We start from the raw sequence: 23,271 nt of genomic DNA, 5'->3' as shown, positions 1-23,271 counted from the left end.
TCGTTAACGCTTTTCGGTCAAAGCGACAATGGCTTGTGCGACAACTTTGTCAGCATCTAATTTTGCGGCACTGCGTGCCTTTTGAGCCATTGAAAGTAAAGCTTGGCGATCCAATTGTTGGATCTGTTGAGTCAAAGACTCCACGGTTAAATCAGGTTGTTCAATCATCTTCGCAGCACCGCATTCCACTAAGTGGTCGGCATTCAGTGCCTGTTGACGGTCTTTATGCATAAACGGAACAAAAATAGCGCCGACACCAGCAGCAGACACTTCGGATACCGTCAGTGCGCCTGAACGGCACACCAGTAAATCAGCCCATGCATAGGCTTCGGCCACATCATCGATAAATTCGGTTACTTCAGCATTGCTCACCTTGTGCTCCTGATAAGCCGCCTGTACTTCTTGAGCTGCGCCCTTACCTGCCTGATGACGAATGCAGTACGTTTCACCAAGATTTGCCATTACCGCGGGAAGAGTCTGATTAAGAATACGCGCACCCTGGCTTCCGCCCATCACCAAGATTCGAATAGGATCCTGGCGATCTTGCATACGTACTGACGGCTCTTCAAGTTGAGTCACATCTTCACGTACTGGGTTACCGACAACCGCCGCAGAAGGAAATGCGCCGGGAAACGCTTGAAAGACTTTCTTAGCGATCTTTGATAGCCATTGATTTGTTAAACCTGCAACCGCGTTTTGTTCGTGTAGAACAACCGGGATACCGCTTAACCAAGCCGCGATACCACCCGGACCACTCACATAGCCGCCCATACCTAAAACGGCATCCGGCTGCCAGCGCTTCAGGTGCGCTCGCGCTTGCATGATGGCATTAATAATTTGAAAAGGGGCAGCTAAAAGACGTTTAACGCCTTGGCCTCGCAGACCTTTTACTTTGATAAAGTCGATCTCAATACCATGCTTTGGCACCAAATCGGCTTCCATTCGATCCGCTGTGCCTAACCAACGGATCTCCCAACCCTGTTCTTGAAGCTGCTTTGCCACCGCCAAACCTGGGAATACGTGACCGCCGGTACCACCAGCCATCACCATCAAACGTTTATTCTGTTTCATTCGTCTGTTGTTCTGATTGTTGTTGCGCGCGTTTCAAGCGGCATTCGTGATCGATACGCAGCAATATGGACACTGCAACGGACATAATAATCAGACTGGAACCACCATAACTGATTAGTGGAAGCGTCAAACCTTTGGTTGGAACAATACCAGCGGCTGCGCCCACATTGACCATGGTTTGAAACGCAAACCAAATACCAATACCAAACGCTAAGTAACCACCAAACATCTCGCCTTCTTCAAAAGCGCGTTTGCCGATATACACAGCTTTAAGTACCAAGCTAAAAATCAACATCAGCACTAAAACAACACCGACGAAACCAAGCTCTTCAGCCAATACCGCAAATACAAAGTCGGTGTGCGCTTCTGGTAGGTATTCTAGTTTTTGAATTGAGTTCCCTAACCCTTGACCAAACCATTCTCCGCGCCCAAACGCCATCAAAGATTGAGTCAACTGATAGCCGCTACCGAACGGATCTTCCCATGGGTCAAGAAACGAAGTAACACGGCGCATACGGTACGGTTCTACCAAGATCAAACCGACGACAGCGCCAATACCTGCAATCATCAGGGCCAGGAACTGGGTTAGCTTCGCGCCCGCGATAAATAACATGCCAAACAGAGTAACCAGCATTACAACGACGGTACCCAAATCCGGCTGACCAAGTAACAAGACGGCGAAGAAAGCAAACACCATGATTGGCTTCATAAAGCCGCCAAAGAAGGTCTGGCGCACTTCATCTTGCTTACGGACTAAATAACCGGACATGAAGATGAACAGCGATAGCTTCGCAACTTCGGCAGGCTGTAAGTTGAACAGACCAAGCGGAATCCAACGAGAGGCGCCGTTTACTGACTTACCTGCAAGAAGTACAACAATCAGCAAGCCGAATGAGACCCAAAGCAAGTAATGACTTTTCTTAAACCATTGCTCTAAAGGTACTTGAAGTATCACCGCAGAGGTCCCGATCGCCAACACTAAGAAGGTGGCATGACGGAACATGAAGTGGAACGGCTGATCGGTCAATCGTGAGCTGATTGGGAAAGACGCAGAGGTCACCATAATCAAACCAGTCAACATCAAACCCAACGCAATCCACACCAACTGGCGATCAAACAGCGCTTCTGGCGCAGGATGCTTAAGCCAATTACCAATGTTGTGTTTAACGTTACTTAAACCCACGAAACGAGTAACCTTTAGTTATGCATATTTCTGAGCAAGAACAGCAAATGCATCGCCTCTTGCCATAAAATTGTCGAATTGATCAAAGCTAGCACATGCGGGAGACAGCATCACCATATCACCAGATTTTAACTGCGAAGATATTTGTTGAATCACATCTTCCATGGTGTTGAAACGGATTGCTGACTCATGTAGTGGCATAAATTCATCGCCATCTAGGCCAAAACAGCACAGTTGTAGGTTAAGCGTTGCAAAGATCGGTTTTAATGGCGTGAAGTCCGCGCCTTTACCGACACCACCAACGAGCAGATAAAGTTTACCGGTCGACTCTAATCCTGATAGCGCAGCCATAGTGCTTGCGATATTAGTTGCTTTAGAGTCATTCACCCATTTTACGCCACGATTATCCGCAACCACCTGGCATCGATGTGTCAGTCCAGTGTAATTTTTAAGTGCATTCAAAGCGTTGTGGTAATCAACACCTGCAGCTTTGAGCAGAGCCAACACGACGAGAGCGTTCGCTAAGTTATGTTTGCCGACAAGTTTCAATTCATCGCTGGCGATGACGCGCTGACCATGATCAAGTAACCATGTGCGAGAACCATCGACTTCAAGGCCGTAAGCTTGCTCATCGCTGCCAAACGTAACCACGGGCATCTCAACCTCTGGGTAGGTCTCTTGGTCATCACGGTTAACCACGGCTAACTCTGCATGATCAAAAATACGCAACTTAGCAGCGCGATAATCTGCCATACCTTCGTAGCGATCCATATGATCTTCGGAAAGGTTAAGAAATGCCGCCGCTTTGAGTTTCAAACTCGACGTCGTTTCCAACTGAAAACTTGAAAGTTCCAGTACATACAAATCCGCATCTTGCTCAAGCAGCTCCAGTGCAGGCACGCCAATGTTACCGCCGACACCCACCGTCAATCCTGCCGCTTTCGCCATCACACCAGTTAAATCTGTCACCGTGCTCTTGCCGTTTGAACCCGTGATGGCCACCACTGGCTTATTCACAGCCCAAGCAAACAACTCGATGTCCCCCACGACAGGCGTGCCTTTCGCTAGCACCGTTTGTATCTCTGGTGTAGCTAACGCAATACCAGGGTTGGTCACCACCAAGTCAGCTTCTGCAAGCCACTGAGTGTTCCAACCACCACGGTGTAGTTCAACCTGTTCAGGCAGACGCTCGGCGCCTGGCGGATTGTCACGCGTATCAATAACTTTAACCGTCAATTGCGGCTGAGTTTTTCGGAGGTGTTTAACGACAGAGAGCCCGGTAATACCGAGCCCTACGACGACAACGTTATGTATGTTTTGCCAACGTTCCATATGTGATCACACTGTATTGCTTGTTCTTGGAAAGTGCGTTTAACGCACTTTCAATGTCGCAAGACCAATCAGAACAAGAACCATAGAAATTATCCAGAATCGCACGATTACACGAGGTTCTGGCCAACCTTTTAATTCGTAGTGATGATGAATTGGTGCCATGCGGAAAATGCGTTGACCGCGCAGCTTGTATGAACCGACTTGGAGGATTACAGACAGTGTTTCCATAACAAACACACCGCCCATGATAACCAGCACCAATTCTTGACGAACCAAAACAGCGATAGTGCCTAGTGCACCACCTAGCGCAAGAGAGCCTACGTCACCCATAAATACTTGTGCTGGATAGGTGTTGAACCATAAGAACCCAAGACCCGCGCCCACAATCGCCGTACATACCACAACAAGCTCAGAGGCGTGTGGTAGATATGGGATGTGCAGATATTCAGAAAAGTTAACGTTACCAGTCGCCCAAGCGATAACGGCAAAGCCTGCAGCAACCAGTACCGTCGGCATGATAGCCAAACCATCTAAGCCATCGGTGAGGTTTACCGCATTACTGGTGCCAACAATAACGAAGTAAGTCAGAATGATGTACATCAGACCAAGCTGTGGCATCACGTCTTTAAAGAATGGCACGACAAGCTGCGTCGCTGCTGTGTCTTTACCATAAGCGTATAGAGCAAATGCCACAACAAATGCGATCAAAGACTGCCAGAAATACTTCCAACGCGCGATCAAACCATCGGTGTTTTTACGCACCACTTTACGATAATCATCGACAAAGCCAACGGCGCCATAACCTAGCAACACCGTCAGTACCGCCCAAACATAAGGGTTGGATAAATCAGTCCACAATAGAATCGTGATCGAAATAGCCGCCAAAATCATGATACCGCCCATAGTAGGAGTACCACGCTTGCTAAAGTGAGATTCAGGGCCTTCGTTACGTACGACCTGACCAATTTGAAGCATTTGCAAACGCTTGATCATGATAGGTCCCATCCAAAGAGAAAGACCTAGGGCAGTAAGTACACTGAGAATTGCTCGAAAAGACAGGTATTCAAACAATCGGAAAAAAGACAGGTATGGCTGTAGCAGCTCGGCAAGCCAAATAATCATTAAAAATACTCCTTCAAAGCAGCAGCGACTTCAAACATACGTGCACCGTTCGCGCCTTTAACCAAAATAGTGTGTTGGTCAGAAACGGTTTGGTCTAGATGCTGCTTGATGTAGTCAATCATCTCTTGATGTGTCTCAAAGTGAATGCCATGGCAAAGCTCGCTAATGATCTTTGCGTCTGCACCATATGTGAGAACATGTTCAAATTTTTGTGGGGCAGCATGTTCCCCGACTTGACGGTGAAGTGCAAGACTTTCCTCACCCAATTCCGCCATATTGCCTAAAATCAACCAGCGCTGACCGTGAAACGCCCCAAGCAAATCAACCGCCGCTTTCATCGCAGGTACGCTTGCATTGTAGCTGTCATCGATCAACTTGATCGTCGAGCTAAGTTGCTCTACATCCACTCGGCCTTTTACTTTGTTAAGGTTTAAAAGACCAAACTGAATCTCTTCAACGGTTGCCCCCATGTGTAGCGCAATGATTGAGGCCGCAATAGCATTTGCAACGTTATGTTGACCAATAATACCAAGTGACAGTTCAATTTCTCGCGAATCTGATGAAATATGCAAAGTAAAGCTCGCTTTACCTTCCTCATTCATTGTCACGTTCGATGCGTAAAAGTCCGCTTGCGAATTATTATGCGAGAAAGTGATCACTTTTTTATCTGCAAGAACCGATTGCCACAGCGCGTCACCGTTACTATCGAGATTGACGATGGCAATGCCACCAGCCTGTAACCCTTGATAGATTTCACCTTTGGCTTGCTTTACACCCTCAATAGAACCAAAGCCTTCCAAATGCGCCGCCGCAACATTGTTTACCAGCGCGATATCCGGTTTCACAAGCTGGGTAGTGTAAGCAATTTCACCAATATGGTTTGCGCCTAGCTCAATCACCGCGTAATCGTCATCTTGCTGAGAACGCAGCAAGGTCAGCGGAACACCAATATCATTATTGAAGTTACCAGCCGTGAACAACACGTTGCCTTTTTGCTGAAGAATGCTGGCAACCATCTCTTTCACCGTGGTCTTTCCACAACTGCCAGTTATCGCAACGGTAGGCGTTTGGCAAGAATGGTGCACCCAAGAAGCTAACTCGCCCAGTGCGATTTTGGTATCCGATACCACGACTTGCGGCGCATTCACATCAAGACGCTTTTCAACCAATAAGGCACCAGCCCCCGCTTCAAATGCTTGCTGACAAAAATTATGAGCATCGAATCGTTCACCGACAAGCGCAACAAACAGCGCACCATTGTCGATCGTTCGCGTGTCAGTGGACACTGCGTCGATAGTCAGATCGTTACCAAATAACGCTCCGCCAGTGATTTCAGCAATTTGAGATAAAGTAACCTTGATCATGAGGACAATCCTAAAAGCTGCATTGCGGATTCGCGGTCGGAATAATGAATCGTTTCGCCGTTACGAATTTGGTAGTCTTCGTGGCCCTTACCTGCCAGCAAGATAATGTCTTGAGACGCAGCGTTTTCCAACGCGTAAGAAAGCGCTTTAAAGCGATCATGCTGAACAATCGCTTCTGCTGGTTTGGATAGGCCAGCAAGCATATCTTTGACGATTAATACAGGGTCTTCACTGCGCGGGTTATCATCGGTCAAGACGACTTTGTCACCCAAACGCTCAGCGATTTCTGCCATCATTGGACGCTTACCCGCATCGCGATCGCCACCACAACCGAAAATAGCCCAAAGCTGTCCGTCACAATGCACGCGCAGTGCTTGTAATGCTTTTTCAAGCGCATCAGGCGTGTGAGCGTAATCGACCACAACTTTGGCGCGATGCTCAGCTTGGAATAGCTCCATTCGGCCTAACACCGGCTGCAATTGAGCAGCCGTCGCTAGCAAATCGCTCTTATCAAAACCAAGGCTCAATAAGGTCGCAAATGCCAGCATTAAGTTGGCTGCGTTGAATTCACCAATCAACGGCGCATGCAGCGTACCTTCGCCAAACTGACCATCAAAACGAATCGTAATACCGGATTCAGCATAAGCCACTTGGCTCGCCCACAGCGCGTGTTCAAACTCAGTTGTAGGAGCAAGAGAAACGGCAATCGCATTCCTCAGTTGTTTCGCCCACGCAGCGCCAACTTCGTCATCAACATTGATGATTGCTTGAGCACATTGATGCTGGGTAAACAGCGTTAGTTTGGCGTTGGCGTACTCTTCCATCGTACCGTGATAATCAAGATGGTCTCGGCTCAAGTTGGTAAATACGCCAGCAGCAAAGGAAAGGGATTTAACGCGGCCTTGGATCAAGCCATGAGAAGACACTTCTAACGCCGTATATTGCGCTTGTTGTTCGGCCAAAGAAGCCAGCGTATGCTGGATTTCCACCGCGTTTCCTGTGGTGTTCGCCGCTTCTTTTAAATCATCTAAGAAACCATTACCTGTGGTGCCCATCACTGCTGCTTTTGAACCAACTAACCCAATCCACTGCGCGATAAGCTGGGTGATGGTGGTTTTACCGTTTGTGCCTGTCACACCAATCAACTTCATATCAGGATAGGTGTACAACTGGCCGGCAATTTCAGATAAACATTTATCAAGCGCATCGAGATAAACCACCGGAATATCATCGATGATGTCGATTGTGCCATGCGCTTTCACATCACAAGCCTGGGCAATCACCGCATTGGCGCCTTTTTCAATCGCAGAGGCAATGAACTTACGTCCATCTACCACATGGCCGACAATAGCGACAAAGGTTGTACCTGGTTGAACTTTGCGACTATCAAGTTCTAGTTCTGAAACGAGAACGGACGCCAAACTAGGGCAATCCACCCAAGGGGAAAGCAGCGCGTCCATACTGATGGCTTTAGTCATAATTGTTCTCCGAGCTTTGGCTCAGGTTTTCTTAAAGTGCTTTGCAGCAGGCTACATCGCCTACTGCTGGAATTTGTTTTCATCAGGTGCGACGTTCAGGATTTGCAGTGCACCTTTCATAATTTCAGAAAAGACAGGAGACGCGACCGAACCACCGTAGTAATCATCACCTTGCGGCTCATTCACAATCACCACCAACGCAATTCGTGGGTCGCTCACAGGTGCTAGACCTGCGGTATAAGTGATGTATTCATCACTATAGCCACCCGCCGATGCTTTTCGAGACGTACCCGTTTTAGCACCGACTCGATACCCCGGAACGGCTGCACGACGAGCAGAACCGCCTTTTTGAGTTACGGTCTCAAGCATATCAAGCACAAGACGCGCATTTTCCTTGCTTACTACCTGACGTGACATATCACGGTCATTACTCTCGATAATATGAATCGGCTCGTACTTGCCAAGGTTCCCTAACGTTGCATACGCATGTGCAAGCTGAATCGGCGTGATAGACAGACCATAACCAAACGCAATGGTTGCACGTTCAATGGGAGACCAACGCGTTCGAGTTGGGAAGATACCAGTCACTTCGCCAACTAAGTTCAAACCAGAAAGTTCCCCAAAACCCACCGAACTGTACAAGCCAAGCAGCGCCTCAACAGGCATTTGCATCGCAAGTTTGGTCACACCGATGTTACTCGATTTTTTCAGAATCATAGACAGACTAGCTTTGCCTACCCACGAAACGTCCCTGACTCGGCTACCGCCCAATCGAAGCACGCCATTACCGGTATCAACGATAGTATCTTTATCCGCCACTCCATTTTCTAAGGCGGCTAAAATAACGAAAGGCTTAATGGTCGAGCCGGGCTCCATTGAGTCCGTGATCACACGGTTACGCATCTTATAACTTTGCCAATCCGTGCGGTTATTTGGGTTGTATGACGGAGCATTAACCATCGCCAAAACGGCACCCGTTTTTACATCCAGCATCACCACGGAGCCAGAGGTTGCACGGTGATCGGCAACCGCCTGTTTGATGGCACGGTAAGCGATAGCCTGCAAACGCTGGTCAATGGTCAGCTGCAACGACTTGCCTTCTTGTTTGTCTTGCCAAGCGATGTTTTCAACGACACGGCCATAGCGGTCTTTACGAATGGTCTTTTTACCTTCTTCACCGGTTAACCATTCATCATAGCTGCGCTCAACCCCCTCTAGGCCATGACCGTCAATGCCTGTCACACCGACAAGGTGCGCACTGACTTCGCCAGCCGGGTAATAACGACGAGACTCCGACTTAAGACCAATACCTGGTAGCTTCAGTTCGCGAATGTAGTTTGCCATTGCTGGGCTCACCTGGCGCTGCAGGTAAATAAAGCGACGCTTTTCGTTGCGCTTGATTTTGTCAATCAGGCCTTGGCGATCCACACCTAACACGTCTGCTAAGGCATACCAGTTTTGTTTCTGACTTAGCGCATTTTCTTTAAAAATGGTGGCTGGATCGGCCCAAACCGCTTCAACAGGCACACTCACCGCTAAAGGTTCACCATTGCGATCAGAAATAATGCCTCGTGCAGACGGGATAGACTTAACACGGATCGAACGTAGATCGCCCTGCTTAATGAGATTATCCGGCTCGATGATTTGAATATAGGCCACACGAGCGACAAGAAGCGCAAAGGCGCAGAAAACAAAAAACAGCAATAAATGGAAGCGCCAGCGAATCAAAAATGATGGCTCTACTTCTACTTTCGCTGCTTTCGGTGCGGTTTTGGTGTCGTTTACTGCGGCTTTGGGTTTCGCAGAAGACTTACGCTTATTTCCTTGTTTAGCGTTGGTTTTCTTTCTTATCATTTTAGCGTGATAACCACTTCTTTATCGCCGTCAGGTCGTTTCATTTCAAGATCCTTTTTCGCAAGATCTTGCACTCGACTGTGTTCTGCTAAGGCGGTTTCTTCCAACATCAGGTTGCGCCATTCGCTATCTAATCGCTCGCGCTCAACCAGAGTGTGATCTTTTTCAGTGATCGCTTGACGCGCATGGTGGGTAGCAAATACCACTCCCATTGCTGATGCCATGATCAATAGCAACAATAGTAATGACCAGCGACCAACGGTAATTAAATCCGTGGCGATCAACTTAGCAAGGTTGGGAGTGGGTTTCGTCATAATAATTAAAGCTTTTCAGCAATTCTTAGCACAGAACTGCGCGAACGAGGGTTCATGTCAATTTCTTGTTTGCTCGGTTTTATCGCTTTGCCAACAGTTTTCATGTTTGCGCTGCCAAGCTCTTTGATTTGCGCTTCCGTCAAAGGAATCCCATGTGGAACCTCAGGACCTTTACTTTCTTTGCGGATAAAGCGTTTTACCATGCGGTCTTCCAACGAATGGAAACTGATGACAGATAAACGACCTTCAGGAGCTAAAATACGAGCCGCACCTTTCAGTGCAGTATCAATTTCTTCTAGCTCACTGTTGATGTAAATACGGAACGCTTGGAAAGCACGCGTCGCTGGGTGCTTTTTCTCTTTAAAACTTTTTGGTGCTGCTTCAGAGATCAGTTTTGCCAACTGACCAGTACGAACCATTGGCTCGTTCTCTTCGTTTTCACGGTATTCCACAATCGCACGAGCGATACGACGAGCGTGTTTGTCTTCACCGAATTCACGAATCACCCAAGTGATGTCATCCAGATCCGCTTCCATCAACCATTGAGAAACCGGGATGCCTGAAGTTGGATCCATGCGCATATCTAGCGGGCCATCTTTCATAAAGCTGAAGCCACGCTCTGCGTCATCCAGCTGAGGCGAAGACACACCAAGATCCAATAGTACACCGTCTACTTTACCAACTAGGTCATACTCTTCTGCGTATTGAGCCATGCCAGAAAACGGGCCATGAATGATGGTAAAACGAGGGTCGTCAATTTTGCCTGCTTCCGCAATAGCTTGAGGGTCACGGTCAATACTGTACAGTCGGCCATTTGGGCCAAGTTTGGATAAAATTGTACGGCTGTGACCGCCTCGGCCAAATGTTCCATCAATGTAGATACCATCTGGTTTGATAGCCAAGCCATCAATGGATTCATTTAATAACACGGAAATATGTTGGAAGGTTTCGGTCATAGCTTTCTCGTTGAATGATCTTGAAGCGATTCTTTAGTGTACTGATTTCCTACATCATCGCCACCACAAGTCTAAAGTTAGACGTGATTTACGCCAAGTTTATTGGTAATGACATAGTTTGCGTCAATTAAATGCAAAAAACCCATCGCTACCGAAGTAGAGATGGGTCTCGAATAGGTGGAGCCGACACATAAGCCGGGTTCTGTTCCGCTTGCGCGGCGGTAGCCATTCGTCTAGGCCAGCAATCACTCACTGGCTCGAGCAACCTACCCGCCTCCTTACGCGAGCAACGCAATGTGGAGGCCTATTTGGTCTTGCTTCAGGTGGAGTTTACCCTGCTACGAACTATTACTAGTCGTCCGGTGCGCTCTTACCGCACCCTTTCACCCTTACCTGTTCCCTTGCGGGCCATCGGCGGTCTTCTCTCTGCTGCACTTGTCGTAGGCTTGCGCCCCCCAGGCGTTACCTGGCACCTTGCTCTATGAAGCCCGGACTTTCCTCCCCTTTGTCAGTCTCCCGAAGGACGTCAACGTCAGTTTCCCGAAGGACCTCAACGTCAGTCTCCCGAAGGACATCAACAAAGCAGCGACTACCCAGTCAGCTCCGAGGGCGGATTGTATAGAGTTCTCACTTCAGAGTCTAGTTAGATCACAGATATGATGAAATGAATGCACCGAGTGATGAGTTTTTAGTCAAAACGCAAAAGGTAAACAATAAAAAAGGGTCGATGCTTTCACATCAACCCTTTGCAATATTCAATCTAAACAGCCCTTAATCTAAGTTTTCTAAACCCCATTTGTATAGAGCGTTCTTCTTCAGATTGTGGATTTCTGCCACCAACGCTGCCGCTTTCTTCAAAGGCAGTTCTTTCGTCAGAATACCCAAAGTACGCAAAGCCTCATCGGGCAATGCCTCATCCGATGTTTCACGATGACCATGGATCAAAAGCACCATTTCACCACGTTGCTGGTTATCGTCACTTTTCACCCACTCAATGAGTTCACCCAAAGGCATGCCTTGGATGGTTTCAAATGTTTTAGTGAGCTCTCTTGCTAGAACGACTTCTCGCTCAGGGCCAAGAACGTCTAACATATCTTGTAACGAGTCTAAAATTCGGTGTGGTGACTCGTAAAAAATGCATGTGCGCTCTACCGATGCAATCTCTAAGAATTTATCTTTACGACCTTTACTTTTGGGCGGTAGAAAGCCTTCAAAACTAAAGCGATCTGACGGCAATCCCGACGCGCTTAACGCAGTGATAACTGCACACGCACCAGGAAGAGGCACAACTCTTACGCCCGCTTGACGACATTTTGTCACCAGATGGTATCCTGGATCGCTGATTAGTGGCGTACCAGCGTCAGACACTAAGGCGATAGACTGACCTGACAATAGCTTTTCGACCAAAACCTGTGCTTTTTGTTGCTCATTGTGATCATGCAACGCAAAAGTTTTGGTTTGGATATTGAAGTGAGACAGTAATTTACCCGTATGTCGGGTATCCTCTGCTGCGATGATGTCCACGTTCGACAGAACTTCGATAGCACGTTGTGTGATATCCGCTAAATTTCCGATTGGAGTCGGTACGATGTAGAGAGTTGGCCCCTCATTCGGCAACTTATTTTTATCTGTCATTTGTTTACCATCACTTCAACGATTAATATAGAGACAATTTTGTACAAAATTATAGAGAACTCACGGCAATGATTAACCATAAGAGACTCAGTGTACCACGCATACTCACTCCTGTTGCACTAGCAATTACGCTCGCCGCCTGTTCTTCAGGCCCGAGACAGCCTGATGGCGTAGATGTCACACTTGAGCCTACCCAGTCGGTACAGAACTACATGATTCAAGCTGATAGCACGGAAGGCAGCTTACAAAACGACTGGTTGATCATGGCAACCAAAGCCGCAATCCAAGCGAACCAATTGGATCAAGCAGACCTTCTGATAAAACGTCTGGCTCGCCAACAATTGACGGAAGTTCAACAGGCGGAGTGGCAACTGGCGCGTGCGACCATACAGCAAAAGCAAGGCGATTACTCTCAGTTGTTGCAACTTCTCAACTTTAAGCCTTGGTGGAAGCTACCAAATGAGCAGTGGAAAGATTACTACTCTCTACGTGCCGATGCTTACCAAAGCCTAAATCAGCCGTTTGAAGCCAACCGCCAACTGGTAGCGTTTAGTCAATACGCGTCATCAGCAGAGCAACGCGAAATCTCAAGTCGAATTTGGATGAACTTTGGCAGTTACTCTGAATATGAACTGACTTCGCTACAAACTGAACCCAGCGAAGACGTGTTAGACGGATGGTTGCAATTAGCAGTTTACGCAAAAACGCTCTCCGGCAATCTGTCTCAGTTAAAAAATACCCTTGAGCGTTGGTTGAACGAGAACCCGTCACACCCAGCGGCAATCTATACACCAGAAGAAATTCAAAACATTCTGTCACTTGATATCGTAAAACCAAATAACACAGCATTGTTGTTACCATTAACAGGTAAGTTTGCGCCTCAGGCACAATTGATCCGCGATGGTTTTGTATTCGCGATGATGAATGATAGAAACCGCGATCCAAGCGCAACGCTTACCGTCATTGATACGAATGCGTACAGCGCTGATGAAGTGAAACAACGTCTTATCAACGAAAACATCGATTTTGTTGTCGGCCCGCTGCAAAAAGAAAATGTCGAACTATTGCAAACCACAATGGATGGTTCAGCAAACAGTCCAGCCATTCCCGCACTGGCGTTGAATATTCCTGAAGATGTTCAGCCAGGTACCGACATTTGCTACCTAGCGTTGTCACCAGAGCAAGAAGTGGCTCAAGCTGCAAAATACTTGTTTAGCGAAGGCTATAGCTTCCCGCTGATCCTAGCGCCAAAAGGCAGCTACGGTGAGCGTGTTGTGCAAGCTTTCAATGAAGAATGGAGCAAGTACAGCTCACACAAAGTCGCAACAAGCTACTTTGGTGATAAGCGCCAGCTACAAAAAGACATTAACGACGTCTTTGGATTACAAGAGAGCAAACAGCGTATCGCACAGATGCAATCGCTCATGCGCATTAAGTTGGAAACACAGCCACGCAGTCGTCGTGATGTGGACGCAGTTTACATTGTCGCTCGTAGCTCTGAACTAACACTTATCAAACCATTCATTGAGGTCGCAATTAACCCAGATGCGAAGCCACCAAAACTGTTCTCGAACTCTCGTAGCAACAGCGGTGGTGCGACGTACGAAGACCTAACAGGCATTATCTACAGTGACATTCCGCTGTTAGTAAACCCAGACCCAATTGTGACCGCTGAAATGAACGAGCTATGGGCAGATCAATCCAACATGGAAAAACGCTTAAAAGCTCTAGGGATGGATGCCTACAAACTGATCGGTGAATTGCCGCAAATGAAAGTGGTACCAGGTTACTCAGTAAGCGGCCAAACTGGTACGTTAAGCATTGACAACAACTGTGTTGTACAACGCGAATTGAGCTGGGCTGAGCGTGGGGCTCTTTAGTAAGCGTCAAATAGGTAATCAGTACGAGACCCTGGCGAAGCAGTATCTGCAGCGTCAGGGTTTGCGTTTTTTAGATCAAAATTATCTGACAAAGTTCGGCGAAATTGATTTAATCTTCCAACAAGATGAAACTATCGTCTTTGTTGAAGTCAAATATCGTAAGAACGATCATTTTGGCTCAGCGGCTGAAATGGTCACAAACGCTAAAATGCGCAAACTGATCAAAACAGCACAAGTTTGGCTCAGCCAACAACGCACAATGAACACCATAGATTATCGGTTCGATGTCATCGCCATTCATGACAGTGGTCGCGACATCAACTGGATACAAAATGCAATATCTGAAGGATAAGCGATGCTAGACAGCATTAAAGATAGCTTTACAGAAAGTATTCAAATTCAAATCGCAGCCGCAGAAGCTCTGCCTGATGCGATCACGCACGCCGCTCAAGCCATGGTTTCGAGCTTGCTGAATGGCAACAAAATTCTTTGCTGCGGCAACGGTGGCAGCGCCTCAAATGCACAACAGTTTGTTTCTTGTCTTTTAAATCGCTTTGAGACCGAACGCCCTAGCCTTCCCGCTATGGCGCTGACTGCGGACAACACCACACTAACGGCAGTTGCAAACGACTACCACTATCAAGAGATTTTCTCTAAGCAAGTTCGTGCATTTGGCCAACCAGGCGATATTCTTCTGGCGCTTTCTACCAGTGGCAACAGCAAAAACATCATCAAAGCGATGGAGGCGGCTGTAACTCGCGACATGACCATTATCGCCCTAACAGGTAAAGATGGTGGTGAGATGGCAGGATTACTGGGCGAAAACGATGTAGAAATTCGTATTCCATCCCATCGCACGGCTCGCATTCACGAAGTGCATATGGTCACTCTTCACTGCTTATGCGATTTAATTGACCAAGTACTTTTCCCTGCTCACGAAGAATAACAGATTTGAGAATCAGCATTATGATACGTAGCCTTATCATTTTATGTACCATCTTAAGCTTGAGCGGATGTGCGGGACTGTTCATTGCTGGAGCTGCCACCACGGCAAATATTGTGACAGATACTCGCACCACGAAGCAGATCTGGCAAGACAACAATATTGAATTTGAAGTCGCAGCGATCGGTAATAAAGAACCGTTTAAAGGGCATGTTCGAGTTGTTGCGAGCTCGTACAATGGTACGGTTGTTTTAATGGGCCAAGCTCCAACTCAAGATTTGATTAATCAAATTGAGCAACGAGCTAGAGCTATTGATGGCGTCAAAACCATTCATAATCAAATTAAGGCTAAAGAGCCATTGAGCGTGACGCAAATCAGCAACGACAGCTGGATCACAACCAAGGTAAAATCGGCTCTATTAACCGACTCGGACCTCAATGGCGTTAAAGTCAAAGTCATTACAGAGGATGGTGACGTATTTTTGTTTGGCTATGTAACCGCTCAGCAAGGTGAACGCGCGACGGAGATTTCGCGCAATATCTCTGGCGTAAAACAGGTGATCAAAGGGTTCCAATACGGAGACGCAGAACCAGTTAAAGTCGATTTACCTAGCGACGGTGTGACAACACAGACACAGACACAGACACAGACACAGACACAGACACAGACACAAGATGATAGTGATCCAGATGTCGAGACGTTTACCATCAGTGACTAAACGATATTGAAAAACTTGAAACTGAAGTATAAAAAAAGCAGCGTTAACGCTGCTTTTTATTTACTTAATCACTCTTAAGCTTGGTCGACCTTTAGGACGAGGAGCTTCTTCCTCTTGGGATTCTGCACCAATCTCCTCAGAAGTTTCTTCCGTCACCGCCTTAAAAGATGGTGACAAATCTTCTTCTTCAATCGTTTCTTCTTCGATGTGCGTGTACGCTTCTTCTGGTTCAAACATTGTTCCAGCACCGTTTTCACGAGCATAAATAGCTTGAACTGCATACACTGGCACGATCACTGAGTGTGGTCGGCCACTAAAACGAGCATGGAAGGTAATCGCATCATTACCCAACTCTAAGTTACCAACGGCACGAGGAGCAATATTCAAGATAATCTGACCATCTTGAACAAACTCAACAGGCACACGCACACCCGGCATAGTTGCATCAACAACCAAGTGGGGAGTTAAGTCATTGTCTACTAGCCAATCGTAAAATGCGCGAAGCATATACGGACGGCGAGCAGTCATTTTTGCAATATCCATAACGTCTCTAAATCGCTTAGCGAACTAGACGCATTTCACGTTCAGCTTCAGTTAAAGAAGCAAGGAATGAATCACGCTCAAATACGCGGTTCATGTATACCTTGATTTCTTTTGAGCCTGGGCCAACTAGGTCAATACCAAGTTGAGGTAGGCGCCACAATAGTGGAGCTAGGTAACAATCGATTAGGCTGAATTCTTCACTCATGAAGTATTCGTATTCAGCAAAAATTGGCGCTAGGGTCAGCAGATCGTTACGAAGTTTCGTACGCGCTTTTTCTGACTCTTCTGCATTACCTTTAACAATTTTTTCAGCTAGTGAGTACCAGTTACGTTCAATACGGTACATCATCAAACGGCTGTTACCACGAGCAACTGGGTAAACCGGCATTAGAGGTGGATGAGGGAAACGCTCGTCCAAGTACTCCATGATGATTTTTGAATCGTAAAGAGCTAGCTCACGGTCAACAAGAGTTGGCACTGATTTATATGGGTTTAGCTCAACAAGCTCAGCAGGAAGATTAGCTTCATCAACAAGCTCAACTTCAACACTTACGCCTTTTTCAGCTAGTACGATGCGAACCTGATGGCTATACAAATCTGATGCACTTGAGAAAAGAGTCATCACAGAACGTTTATTGGCAGCTACAGCCATGGAGCCCTCCAGTACACTTACAAATAAAAATAATGGAGGCTAAGCCTCCATTATCCATCAATTAAAATTGGGAATTAGCACGGTATGATAGCACAATTAATGCACATCACGCCAATACTCTTTCTTAAGCATCACGACAACAATCGTTAGTAGAACTAGGAAACCCATTACCCACCAACCCAAAGCATGACGCTCAAGTTGAACTGGGTCGCCGGCGTAAACCAAGAAGTTCACCAAGTCACCAACCGCTTTGTCATATTCGCCTTCGCTTAATTCGCCAGTACCGTTTGTCTCCGTACCAACAACCACTTTGACTTCTTCACCATCAACCATCTTAGTACCGTACACTGGCGTTGGAATACCTTGCAGTTCTTCAAGAACGTGCGGCATACCAACACTTGGGAATACGATGTTGTTCACGCCAAATGGACGAGATGGATCAACATAGAAAGAGCGTAAGTATGTGTACAACCAATCCGCACCACGCACTCGGGCTACCAAAGTTAGATCCGGTGGTGGAGCACCAAACCAGTTTGCCGCCTGCTTCGGTGGCATAGCATTAACCATGAGGTCACCGATTTTCGCTTCAGGGTTGAAAATCAGATTTTCCTTCATTAGGTCAGCTGGAATATCTAAGTCTGTTGCTACACGCTCATAACGCTGGTATTGCGTAGAGTGACAAGCAAAACAATAGTTCATGAACAACTTCGCGCCATTTTGTAGCGAAGCTTTATCCGTTAGGTCCACGTTTGCTTTATCAAGCGGAACGTTGGCACCTGCTGCCATCGCAAGAGATGGCAACATAGCAAATAGAATTACAATCCACTTCTTCATTTGAATGTCACCCTCTCTGGTAATGGTTTGGTTGCTTCATTTTTGCTGTAGAAGAACAGCAGTACAAAGAACATGAAGTAACACAAGCTAAAGATCTGAGATAGTAGTGTGTACGTCGGTGTTGCAGGCAACGCACCTAAAATGCCCAGAGCGATAAAGGCGATAGTGAACTGAACAATATTCAATAGGTGGATTTTGCTACGGTAACGGTACGAACGTACTTTACAGCGATCCAACCAAGGTAGAACAAACAGTACAGCGATAGACGCACCCATTAGGATTACACCCAATAGCTTGTCTGGAACCGCACGCAAGATTGCGTAAAACGGAGTGAAGTACCATACCGGAGCGATGTGTTCAGGCGTCTTTAATGGGTTTGCAGCTTCAAAGTTAGGCGGCTCAAGGAAGTATCCACCCATTTCTGGGTTAAAGAACAACACATAACAGAAGAAGAACAAGAAGCCAGCGACACCAACCAAATCCTTAACCGTGCCATATGGATGGAAAGGAATAGAGTCAATAATATCGTATTTCTTCGTGTAGTAATCGTGGAACTTGAACTGCGTTTTGTAATCATCGCCCATTGAACCTTTTGGTAACTTAGTTTCGATACCGTCAGGGTTGTTAGAGCCCACTTCGTGCAGTGCCAACACGTGAAGCACGATAAGTAGAAGTAGTACGATAGGCAGCGCGATTACGTGTAGTGCGAAGAAACGGTTCAACGTTGCACCTGAGATGATGTAGTCACCACGAATCCAAAGCGTTAAGTCATCACCGATAACAGGGATTGCACCAAACAGAGAAATGATTACCTGAGCGCCCCAGTATGACATCTGACCCCATGGTAGTAGGTAACCCATGAATGCTTCAGCCATTAGAACTAGGAAGATCAACATACCGAAGATCCACAGTAGTTCACGAGGCTTTTGGTACGAACCGTAGATCAGACCACGGAACATGTGCAGGTATACAACAACGAAAAACGCTGATGCGCCAGTTGAGTGCATGTAACGCAGAAGCCAACCGTACTCAACGTCACGCATGATGTATTCGATAGATGCAAACGCACCTTCACCAGAAGGAACGTAGTTCATCGTTAGCCAAATACCCGTTAGGATTTGGTTAACAAGAACCAGCATCGCCAGAGAACCAAAAAGATACCAAAAGTTGAAGTTCTTCGGCATTGGGTATTCAGATAAATGCTTTTTATAAGCATTCATTGCTGGAATACGCTTTTCTACCCAGTCTAATAGTGCTTGCATTATGCATCCCCCTCATCAACACCCACAATGAGCTTGGTGTCGCTCAAATACATGTGTTTAGGAACGACAAGGTTCAATGGAGCAGGTACCCCTTGGAATACTCGGCCTGCCATATCGAACTTAGAACCATGACAAGGGCAGAAGAAGCCGGACCTTACACCCTGCACCTGCTCTGAGAAAGAGTCTGGTAGGTAAGTAGGTGAACAACCAAGGTGAGTACAGAAACCAACGGCAACAAAGTACTCTTCTTTAATCGAGCGAAACTCATTCTGAGCGTACTCTGGCTGCTGTTCCATTTCAGATTGTGGATCACGAAGCTTATCACTGATCGTTTTCAGGTTATCCAGAACGCTTTGAGTACGGCGAACAATCCATACAGGTTTCCCCTGCCACTCAACACGTACCAGCTGACCTGGTTCAATTTTACTTATATCCACTTCCACCGGTGCACCCGCCGCTTTGGCTTTAGCACTCGGATTCCATGATTTAATAAAAGGCACGGCGACGGCGACTGCCCCTAACCCACCAACAACTGCCGTTGTAGCGGTTAGAAAACGCCTGCGACCGTTATTTAAAGGCGCGTTGCTCATCCAAACATTCTCCCATTTGCTCCCTTTGGATCGTTATTATTCCGCTTATAAGAGCATGGCTAACAAATAATGAATTTAGTTCTAATTATTGGGGAGAAATGATAAAGAAAACCCTACTTTTTGACAAGATAAAGCTACCTTTTTGTAACATTTGTGAGGCAAATCGCTCGCGTCGTCACAAAAGCGGCAGAATTATAAAAAATTGATGTGATTTGTAACAAGAAAGCGAAATGAAGAACAACAAAATTAAGCCTCAAATGCCTTTTATTTTGGTTGTTTTCAGAGAATTACACCGAATAAGTTTTCAATAAGTGACAAAAATCACTAACACGTAAATTTAAACTTTTGTAGCACAGGTAAAGCGTAAATATCGCGATAAAACCTTCGTAAAATGTTGCGTGGATATTAAAGGGGAGTGTTCTGAGGGAACCAGAAAGAACGGATGTTTTATCTGACAATAAAAAACAAAAAGCTCGGCATATAGCCGAGCTTTTGGTGCACAGTCCCAGAATAATTCTGGAAAGCATAATTTCCAGTAAAAGGAAATTAACGCTTAGAGAACTGTGGACGACGACGTGCTTTACGTAGACCAACTTTCTTACGTTCAACGCAACGAGCGTCACGAGTAACGTAACCAGCTGCACGTAGAGCAGGACGTAGAGACTCATCGTATTCCATAAGCGCGCGAGTGATACCGTGACGGATAGCACCAGCTTGACCAGAAATACCGCCGCCTTTAACTGTAACGTAAAGGTCTAGCTTCTCAGTTAGTTCAACTAGCTCTAGAGGTTGTTTAACAACCATGCGAGAAGTTGGACGACCGAAGTATTCATCAAGGCTACGCTTGTTTACTACAATGTTGCCGCTGCCTGGTTTAATAAAAACACGTGCAGCTGAGCTTTTGCGACGGCCAGTGCCGTAGTATTGATTCTCTGCCATTTTCGAAATCCCCAATTAGATGTCTAGTACTTGTGGTTGTTGAGCAACATGGTTGTGCTCAGCGCCTGCGTAAACTTTAAGCTTACGGTACATAGCACGGCCTAGAGGACCACGTGGAAGCATGCCTTTAACTGCTAGCTCAAGAACCATCTCAGGTTTACGATCGATCAGCTTTTCAAAAGTGATAGATTTTAGACCACCTGGGAACTCAGAGTGACGGTAGTACACTTTGTCTTTAGCTTTGTTACCAGTTACAGCAACTTTCTCAGCGTTGATAACGATGATGTAGTCACCAGCGTCAACGTGAGGAGTGTATTCAGCTTTATGTTTGCCACGTAGGCGAGATGCAATTTCACTTGCTAGACGGCCAAGAGTTTTACCTTCAGCGTCTACAACGTACCAGTCGCGTTTTACAGTTTCTGGTTTAGCAACGAAAGTTTTCATGCTAATAATAACCCGTTAATTAAAATTTAAACTTTAAAGGAACACCCGTTTGGTGCTCCCACACTGTCTAAGAGCCCAGTCATCACCCCTTCGAGTCGTTGGTACTCTCGACCATCTATTTCGAAATAACTTCGATAATCCGGTCTGCAGTAACGGTGGGTCGCAGGATTATAGAGAAGAGCGAAGAAAAAATCACCTTTTTTTGCGCCAAATCACTAATTTTTTCTTCACTTTTTAAAGAGGCAACCAAATTTACGCCAAATGCTCGCGAGCAAGATACTCATGACTCTGCATCTCGGTTAAACGCGATACACAACGCTTGAACTCAAATTCCAGTTGTCCTTCGGTATATAAGGCATCCATCTCGACTTCCGCTGAAATAATCAGTTTTACGTTACGCTCATAAAACTCGTCGACTAAAGCAATAAAACGCCTCGCAGCATCATCAATTTTACGATTCATCTGACGAACATCGGCCAGTAAAACCGTGTGATAAATACGTGAAAGTTCAATGTAATCGTTTTGACTTCGAGCGGTTTGGCACAACTGCTCAAAAGAAGCATGTAACACCCCATCACTGGCTTCAATCACGTTAATCTGTCGATGATTAATGTCGATTTTGTGGGCAACGCTTTTACGCTCAGCCGTAAGCTGCTGATAATAGGTATTTAAATTAATAGAAGCCTGCTCATCCAATGGATAATGGTAGATTTCGGCTTGTTCCAACGTCCTCAGACGATAATCGACACCACTATCCACATTTAGTACATGGCAACGCGCTAAAATCATATCAATAGCAGGAAGGAAACGAGCTCGCTGTAAGCCATTACGATACAAATTTTGTGGTTCGATGTTTGACGTCGCCACCAGCACCATCTGACGCTTAAACATTTCTTGCAACAATGTGGCAAGAATCATGGCATCAGTTATGTCAGACACAAAGAACTCGTCAAAACAAACAATATCTGCTTCTTGTTTAAATAAGTCGGCAACTTTGGAGAGAGGATTTTCTACCTCCCCCAAACGCTTTAACTCGTCATGTACCCGATACATAAAGCGGTGAAAGTGCACGCGCATTTTTCTGTCAGTAGGTAAGGCATCAAAAAAGGCGTCCATTAAATAGGTTTTACCTCGGCCTACCCCGCCCCAAAAGTACAAACCTTTTGGGGGTTGAGGCATCTCGACCTTTTTACCCATGAGCTTTTGCCATTTAGAAAGTTGAGGGATCGGCGCAGACTGAAACTCAACAATATCATGGTAGAGTTTGTCTAAAGCGACAACGGCTTGATGCTGGGCTTCATCGCGCTGGAATCCATGTTCTGCTATATCTTTTTGATATCGTTTTAGTGGTGTCATCAGATTAAGTCGTGTTAGAGGTACAGAGAAAATGGTCACCTCGGGGTCAACTTTGAGAATAGAGAGAAGTAGTTATCAGTCCCCGAAGACATACTGCTATTTTTCTTTATTGGCTGTGAAAGCCATAGTAACATGGACAAGCACCGCGTGTAACTAAGTAGTAAAAGACTTGTTAAAACAACTATAAGGAGCAGTTATGCCTTGGATTTATGCCATTGTGGGTTTGCTGGTCGGTACAATCGTAGGCGTAGTCATTAGTAGACTAACCACCCCTGAATACAAGAAACAAAAGTCTGTGCAAAAAGAACTTGAAGCGGCTAAGTTTGAACTAGAGCAACAACGTCAAGAGCTCGTAGATCATTTTGCACAAACCGCAGAAATGTTGGATACCCTGGGTAAGGATTACACTAAACTCTACCAACATATGGCGAAGACCTCTTCAGAACTTCTGCCTAACTTACCAGAACAAGATAACCCGTTTGATAAGAAAACGGCGATGTCTTCAGAGCAAATCAAAGAAGACCAACCAGAGGTCAACGAACAACCAAAAGACTACGCCAACGGCGCGACCGGTCTTTTGAAAGATCAAGAAAAAGAGATCATCAACGCTCCCGACGTGGTGACGGCTAAAGCCTCTTAACCAGCTCTTTTCCTTTCTTTTGGGTCGATATAAATCGTAATTTGTATCGACCCTTTTTGAACTTTTCTGCAGCAATCCCTCTCTAACTTGCATGTGAACTGCCGTCACCCTTTGAATATCCAAACTAGACCTTATATTAAAAATATCAATCAAGATAAGT

23 protein-coding genes and 1 other RNA gene are annotated in these 23,271 nt (G+C 46.2%); 5 read left to right on the top strand and 19 right to left on the bottom strand.

Features of this window, described 5'->3' with window-relative positions; all coding sequences use genetic code 11:
• Nucleotides 1-3 precede the first annotated feature (3 nt).
• The 11 genes from murG to rsmI all read right to left on the bottom strand — a co-directional run bounded on the left by murG (nt 4) and on the right by rsmI (nt 12,309).
• Nucleotides 4-1,071, bottom strand: coding sequence for an undecaprenyldiphospho-muramoylpentapeptide beta-N-acetylglucosaminyltransferase (gene murG, locus DYB02_RS03440; protein WP_029803916.1), 1,068 nt, complete (start codon nt 1,069-1,071; stop codon nt 4-6).
• A complete protein-coding gene (gene ftsW / locus DYB02_RS03435; RefSeq protein WP_005458190.1) occupies nt 1,058-2,254 on the bottom strand; it encodes a cell division protein FtsW in 1,197 nt (398 codons plus the stop codon). The genes murG and ftsW overlap by 14 nt, the downstream gene beginning before the upstream one ends.
• 18 nt (nt 2,255-2,272) lie before the next feature.
• The gene (gene murD, locus DYB02_RS03430; RefSeq protein WP_029803919.1) at nt 2,273-3,586 is read right to left on the bottom strand and encodes a UDP-N-acetylmuramoyl-L-alanine--D-glutamate ligase; all 1,314 of its coding nucleotides are present in this window, start codon (nt 3,584-3,586) and stop codon (nt 2,273-2,275) included.
• 39 nt (nt 3,587-3,625) lie between these two features.
• Nucleotides 3,626-4,708, bottom strand: a complete 1,083-nt coding sequence (mraY, locus tag DYB02_RS03425) for a phospho-N-acetylmuramoyl-pentapeptide-transferase (RefSeq protein ID WP_005458164.1) — start codon at nt 4,706-4,708, stop codon at nt 3,626-3,628.
• On the bottom strand, nt 4,708-6,072 hold the full coding sequence (locus tag DYB02_RS03420; RefSeq protein WP_025637259.1) for a UDP-N-acetylmuramoyl-tripeptide--D-alanyl-D-alanine ligase: 1,365 nt from the start codon (nt 6,070-6,072) through the stop codon (nt 4,708-4,710). The genes mraY and DYB02_RS03420 overlap by 1 nt, the downstream gene beginning before the upstream one ends.
• Nucleotides 6,069-7,550 carry a UDP-N-acetylmuramoyl-L-alanyl-D-glutamate--2,6-diaminopimelate ligase gene (gene murE, locus DYB02_RS03415; RefSeq protein WP_029803920.1) on the bottom strand — a complete coding sequence of 494 codons (1,482 nt, stop codon included), beginning with the start codon at nt 7,548-7,550 and terminating at the stop codon, nt 6,069-6,071. Before murE ends, DYB02_RS03420 begins: the two co-directional genes overlap by 4 nt.
• 60 nt (nt 7,551-7,610) lie before the next feature.
• Nucleotides 7,611-9,404, bottom strand: a complete 1,794-nt coding sequence (locus tag DYB02_RS03410; protein WP_020840082.1) for a penicillin-binding transpeptidase domain-containing protein — start codon at nt 9,402-9,404, stop codon at nt 7,611-7,613.
• A complete protein-coding gene (gene ftsL, locus DYB02_RS03405) occupies nt 9,401-9,718 on the bottom strand; it encodes a cell division protein FtsL (RefSeq protein WP_005458197.1) in 318 nt (105 codons plus the stop codon). Before ftsL ends, DYB02_RS03410 begins: the two co-directional genes overlap by 4 nt.
• Nucleotides 9,719-9,723: 5 nt before the next feature.
• On the bottom strand, nt 9,724-10,674 hold the full coding sequence (gene rsmH, locus DYB02_RS03400) for a 16S rRNA (cytosine(1402)-N(4))-methyltransferase RsmH (RefSeq protein WP_005458168.1): 951 nt from the start codon (nt 10,672-10,674) through the stop codon (nt 9,724-9,726).
• A 175-nt stretch (nt 10,675-10,849) separates the two neighbouring features.
• Nucleotides 10,850-11,279: RNase P RNA component class A (gene rnpB, locus DYB02_RS03390), an RNA gene on the bottom strand.
• A 166-nt stretch (nt 11,280-11,445) separates the two neighbouring features.
• Nucleotides 11,446-12,309 carry a 16S rRNA (cytidine(1402)-2'-O)-methyltransferase gene (gene rsmI / locus DYB02_RS03385; RefSeq protein WP_005497083.1) on the bottom strand — a complete coding sequence of 288 codons (864 nt, stop codon included), beginning with the start codon at nt 12,307-12,309 and terminating at the stop codon, nt 11,446-11,448.
• A 68-nt stretch (nt 12,310-12,377) separates the two neighbouring features.
• On the opposite strand from rsmI, the gene DYB02_RS03380 reads away from it, so the two are divergent.
• From DYB02_RS03380 to DYB02_RS03365, 4 genes are read left to right on the top strand one after another with little or no spacing between them, the layout of a single operon-like run.
• Nucleotides 12,378-14,189, top strand: a complete 1,812-nt coding sequence (locus DYB02_RS03380; RefSeq protein ID WP_029803921.1) for a penicillin-binding protein activator — start codon at nt 12,378-12,380, stop codon at nt 14,187-14,189.
• A complete protein-coding gene (locus tag DYB02_RS03375; RefSeq protein ID WP_005479720.1) occupies nt 14,176-14,541 on the top strand; it encodes a YraN family protein in 366 nt (121 codons plus the stop codon). The genes DYB02_RS03380 and DYB02_RS03375 overlap by 14 nt, the downstream gene beginning before the upstream one ends.
• A gap of 3 nt (nt 14,542-14,544) precedes the next feature.
• Nucleotides 14,545-15,135, top strand: coding sequence for a phosphoheptose isomerase (locus DYB02_RS03370; RefSeq protein WP_005458175.1), 591 nt, complete (start codon nt 14,545-14,547; stop codon nt 15,133-15,135).
• Nucleotides 15,136-15,155: 20 nt separating this feature from the next.
• Nucleotides 15,156-15,851 (top strand): BON domain-containing protein, encoded by a 696-nt coding sequence (locus DYB02_RS03365; RefSeq protein ID WP_025591765.1) that lies wholly within the window; start codon nt 15,156-15,158, stop codon nt 15,849-15,851.
• A 60-nt stretch (nt 15,852-15,911) separates the two neighbouring features.
• On the opposite strand, the gene sspB is transcribed toward DYB02_RS03365, so the two are convergent.
• From sspB to zapE, 8 genes are all read right to left on the bottom strand, one after another.
• Nucleotides 15,912-16,394: a ClpXP protease specificity-enhancing factor gene (gene sspB, locus DYB02_RS03360; RefSeq protein WP_005458208.1), complete on the bottom strand. Its 483-nt coding sequence runs from the start codon at nt 16,392-16,394 to the stop codon at nt 15,912-15,914.
• 16 nt (nt 16,395-16,410) lie between these two features.
• Nucleotides 16,411-17,046 (bottom strand): stringent starvation protein SspA, encoded by a 636-nt coding sequence (gene sspA / locus DYB02_RS03355; protein ID WP_005458199.1) that lies wholly within the window; start codon nt 17,044-17,046, stop codon nt 16,411-16,413.
• A 96-nt stretch (nt 17,047-17,142) separates the two neighbouring features.
• Nucleotides 17,143-17,880 carry a cytochrome c1 gene (locus DYB02_RS03350; RefSeq protein WP_005479715.1) on the bottom strand — a complete coding sequence of 246 codons (738 nt, stop codon included), beginning with the start codon at nt 17,878-17,880 and terminating at the stop codon, nt 17,143-17,145.
• On the bottom strand, nt 17,877-19,142 hold the full coding sequence (locus DYB02_RS03345; RefSeq protein WP_005479717.1) for a cytochrome b: 1,266 nt from the start codon (nt 19,140-19,142) through the stop codon (nt 17,877-17,879). The genes DYB02_RS03350 and DYB02_RS03345 overlap by 4 nt, the downstream gene beginning before the upstream one ends.
• Nucleotides 19,142-19,732 (bottom strand): ubiquinol-cytochrome c reductase iron-sulfur subunit, encoded by a 591-nt coding sequence (petA, locus tag DYB02_RS03340; protein WP_005479718.1) that lies wholly within the window; start codon nt 19,730-19,732, stop codon nt 19,142-19,144. The genes DYB02_RS03345 and petA overlap by 1 nt, the downstream gene beginning before the upstream one ends.
• A 546-nt stretch (nt 19,733-20,278) precedes the next feature.
• On the bottom strand, nt 20,279-20,671 hold the full coding sequence (rpsI, locus tag DYB02_RS03335) for a 30S ribosomal protein S9 (RefSeq protein WP_005458217.1): 393 nt from the start codon (nt 20,669-20,671) through the stop codon (nt 20,279-20,281).
• 15 nt (nt 20,672-20,686) lie between these two features.
• Nucleotides 20,687-21,115 (bottom strand): 50S ribosomal protein L13, encoded by a 429-nt coding sequence (gene rplM / locus DYB02_RS03330; protein WP_005396465.1) that lies wholly within the window; start codon nt 21,113-21,115, stop codon nt 20,687-20,689.
• Nucleotides 21,116-21,367: 252 nt separating this feature from the next.
• Nucleotides 21,368-22,471 (bottom strand): cell division protein ZapE, encoded by a 1,104-nt coding sequence (gene zapE, locus DYB02_RS03320; protein ID WP_017449190.1) that lies wholly within the window; start codon nt 22,469-22,471, stop codon nt 21,368-21,370.
• A 196-nt stretch (nt 22,472-22,667) separates the two neighbouring features.
• On the opposite strand from zapE, the gene zapG reads away from it, so the two are divergent.
• The gene (zapG, locus tag DYB02_RS03310; protein ID WP_005457173.1) at nt 22,668-23,111 is read left to right on the top strand and encodes a Z-ring associated protein ZapG; all 444 of its coding nucleotides are present in this window, start codon (nt 22,668-22,670) and stop codon (nt 23,109-23,111) included.
• Nucleotides 23,112-23,271 lie beyond the last annotated feature (160 nt).

Origin of the sequence: Vibrio parahaemolyticus (genome assembly GCF_900460535.1) — a bacterium.
Taxonomy (GTDB): domain Bacteria; phylum Pseudomonadota; class Gammaproteobacteria; order Enterobacterales; family Vibrionaceae; genus Vibrio; species Vibrio parahaemolyticus.
The sequence above is the reverse complement of the archived record's forward strand: the minus strand, read 5'-3'. Positions and strand labels throughout refer to the sequence as shown.

Coding starts and splice junctions, on each gene's coding strand:
- murG (WP_029803916.1), bottom strand. CDS start 1,071: ATGAAACAGAATAAACGTTTGATGGTGATGGCTGGTGGTACCGGCGGT.
- murD (WP_029803919.1), bottom strand. CDS start 3,586: ATGGAACGTTGGCAAAACATACATAACGTTGTCGTCGTAGGGCTCGGT.
- mraY (WP_005458164.1), bottom strand. CDS start 4,708: ATGATTATTTGGCTTGCCGAGCTGCTACAGCCATACCTGTCTTTTTTC.
- DYB02_RS03420 (WP_025637259.1), bottom strand. CDS start 6,072: ATGATCAAGGTTACTTTATCTCAAATTGCTGAAATCACTGGCGGAGCG.
- murE (WP_029803920.1), bottom strand. CDS start 7,550: ATGACTAAAGCCATCAGTATGGACGCGCTGCTTTCCCCTTGGGTGGAT.
- DYB02_RS03410 (WP_020840082.1), bottom strand. CDS start 9,404: ATGATAAGAAAGAAAACCAACGCTAAACAAGGAAATAAGCGTAAGTCT.
- ftsL (WP_005458197.1), bottom strand. CDS start 9,718: ATGACGAAACCCACTCCCAACCTTGCTAAGTTGATCGCCACGGATTTA.
- rsmH (WP_005458168.1), bottom strand. CDS start 10,674: ATGACCGAAACCTTCCAACATATTTCCGTGTTATTAAATGAATCCATT.
- rsmI (WP_005497083.1), bottom strand. CDS start 12,309: ATGACAGATAAAAATAAGTTGCCGAATGAGGGGCCAACTCTCTACATC.
- DYB02_RS03380 (WP_029803921.1), top strand. CDS start 12,378: ATGATTAACCATAAGAGACTCAGTGTACCACGCATACTCACTCCTGTT.
- DYB02_RS03370 (WP_005458175.1), top strand. CDS start 14,545: ATGCTAGACAGCATTAAAGATAGCTTTACAGAAAGTATTCAAATTCAA.
- DYB02_RS03365 (WP_025591765.1), top strand. CDS start 15,156: ATGATACGTAGCCTTATCATTTTATGTACCATCTTAAGCTTGAGCGGA.
- sspB (WP_005458208.1), bottom strand. CDS start 16,394: ATGGATATTGCAAAAATGACTGCTCGCCGTCCGTATATGCTTCGCGCA.
- sspA (WP_005458199.1), bottom strand. CDS start 17,046: ATGGCTGTAGCTGCCAATAAACGTTCTGTGATGACTCTTTTCTCAAGT.
- DYB02_RS03350 (WP_005479715.1), bottom strand. CDS start 17,880: ATGAAGAAGTGGATTGTAATTCTATTTGCTATGTTGCCATCTCTTGCG.
- DYB02_RS03345 (WP_005479717.1), bottom strand. CDS start 19,142: ATGCAAGCACTATTAGACTGGGTAGAAAAGCGTATTCCAGCAATGAAT.
- petA (WP_005479718.1), bottom strand. CDS start 19,732: ATGAGCAACGCGCCTTTAAATAACGGTCGCAGGCGTTTTCTAACCGCT.
- rpsI (WP_005458217.1), bottom strand. CDS start 20,671: ATGGCAGAGAATCAATACTACGGCACTGGCCGTCGCAAAAGCTCAGCT.
- rplM (WP_005396465.1), bottom strand. CDS start 21,115: ATGAAAACTTTCGTTGCTAAACCAGAAACTGTAAAACGCGACTGGTAC.
- zapE (WP_017449190.1), bottom strand. CDS start 22,471: ATGACACCACTAAAACGATATCAAAAAGATATAGCAGAACATGGATTC.
- zapG (WP_005457173.1), top strand. CDS start 22,668: ATGCCTTGGATTTATGCCATTGTGGGTTTGCTGGTCGGTACAATCGTA.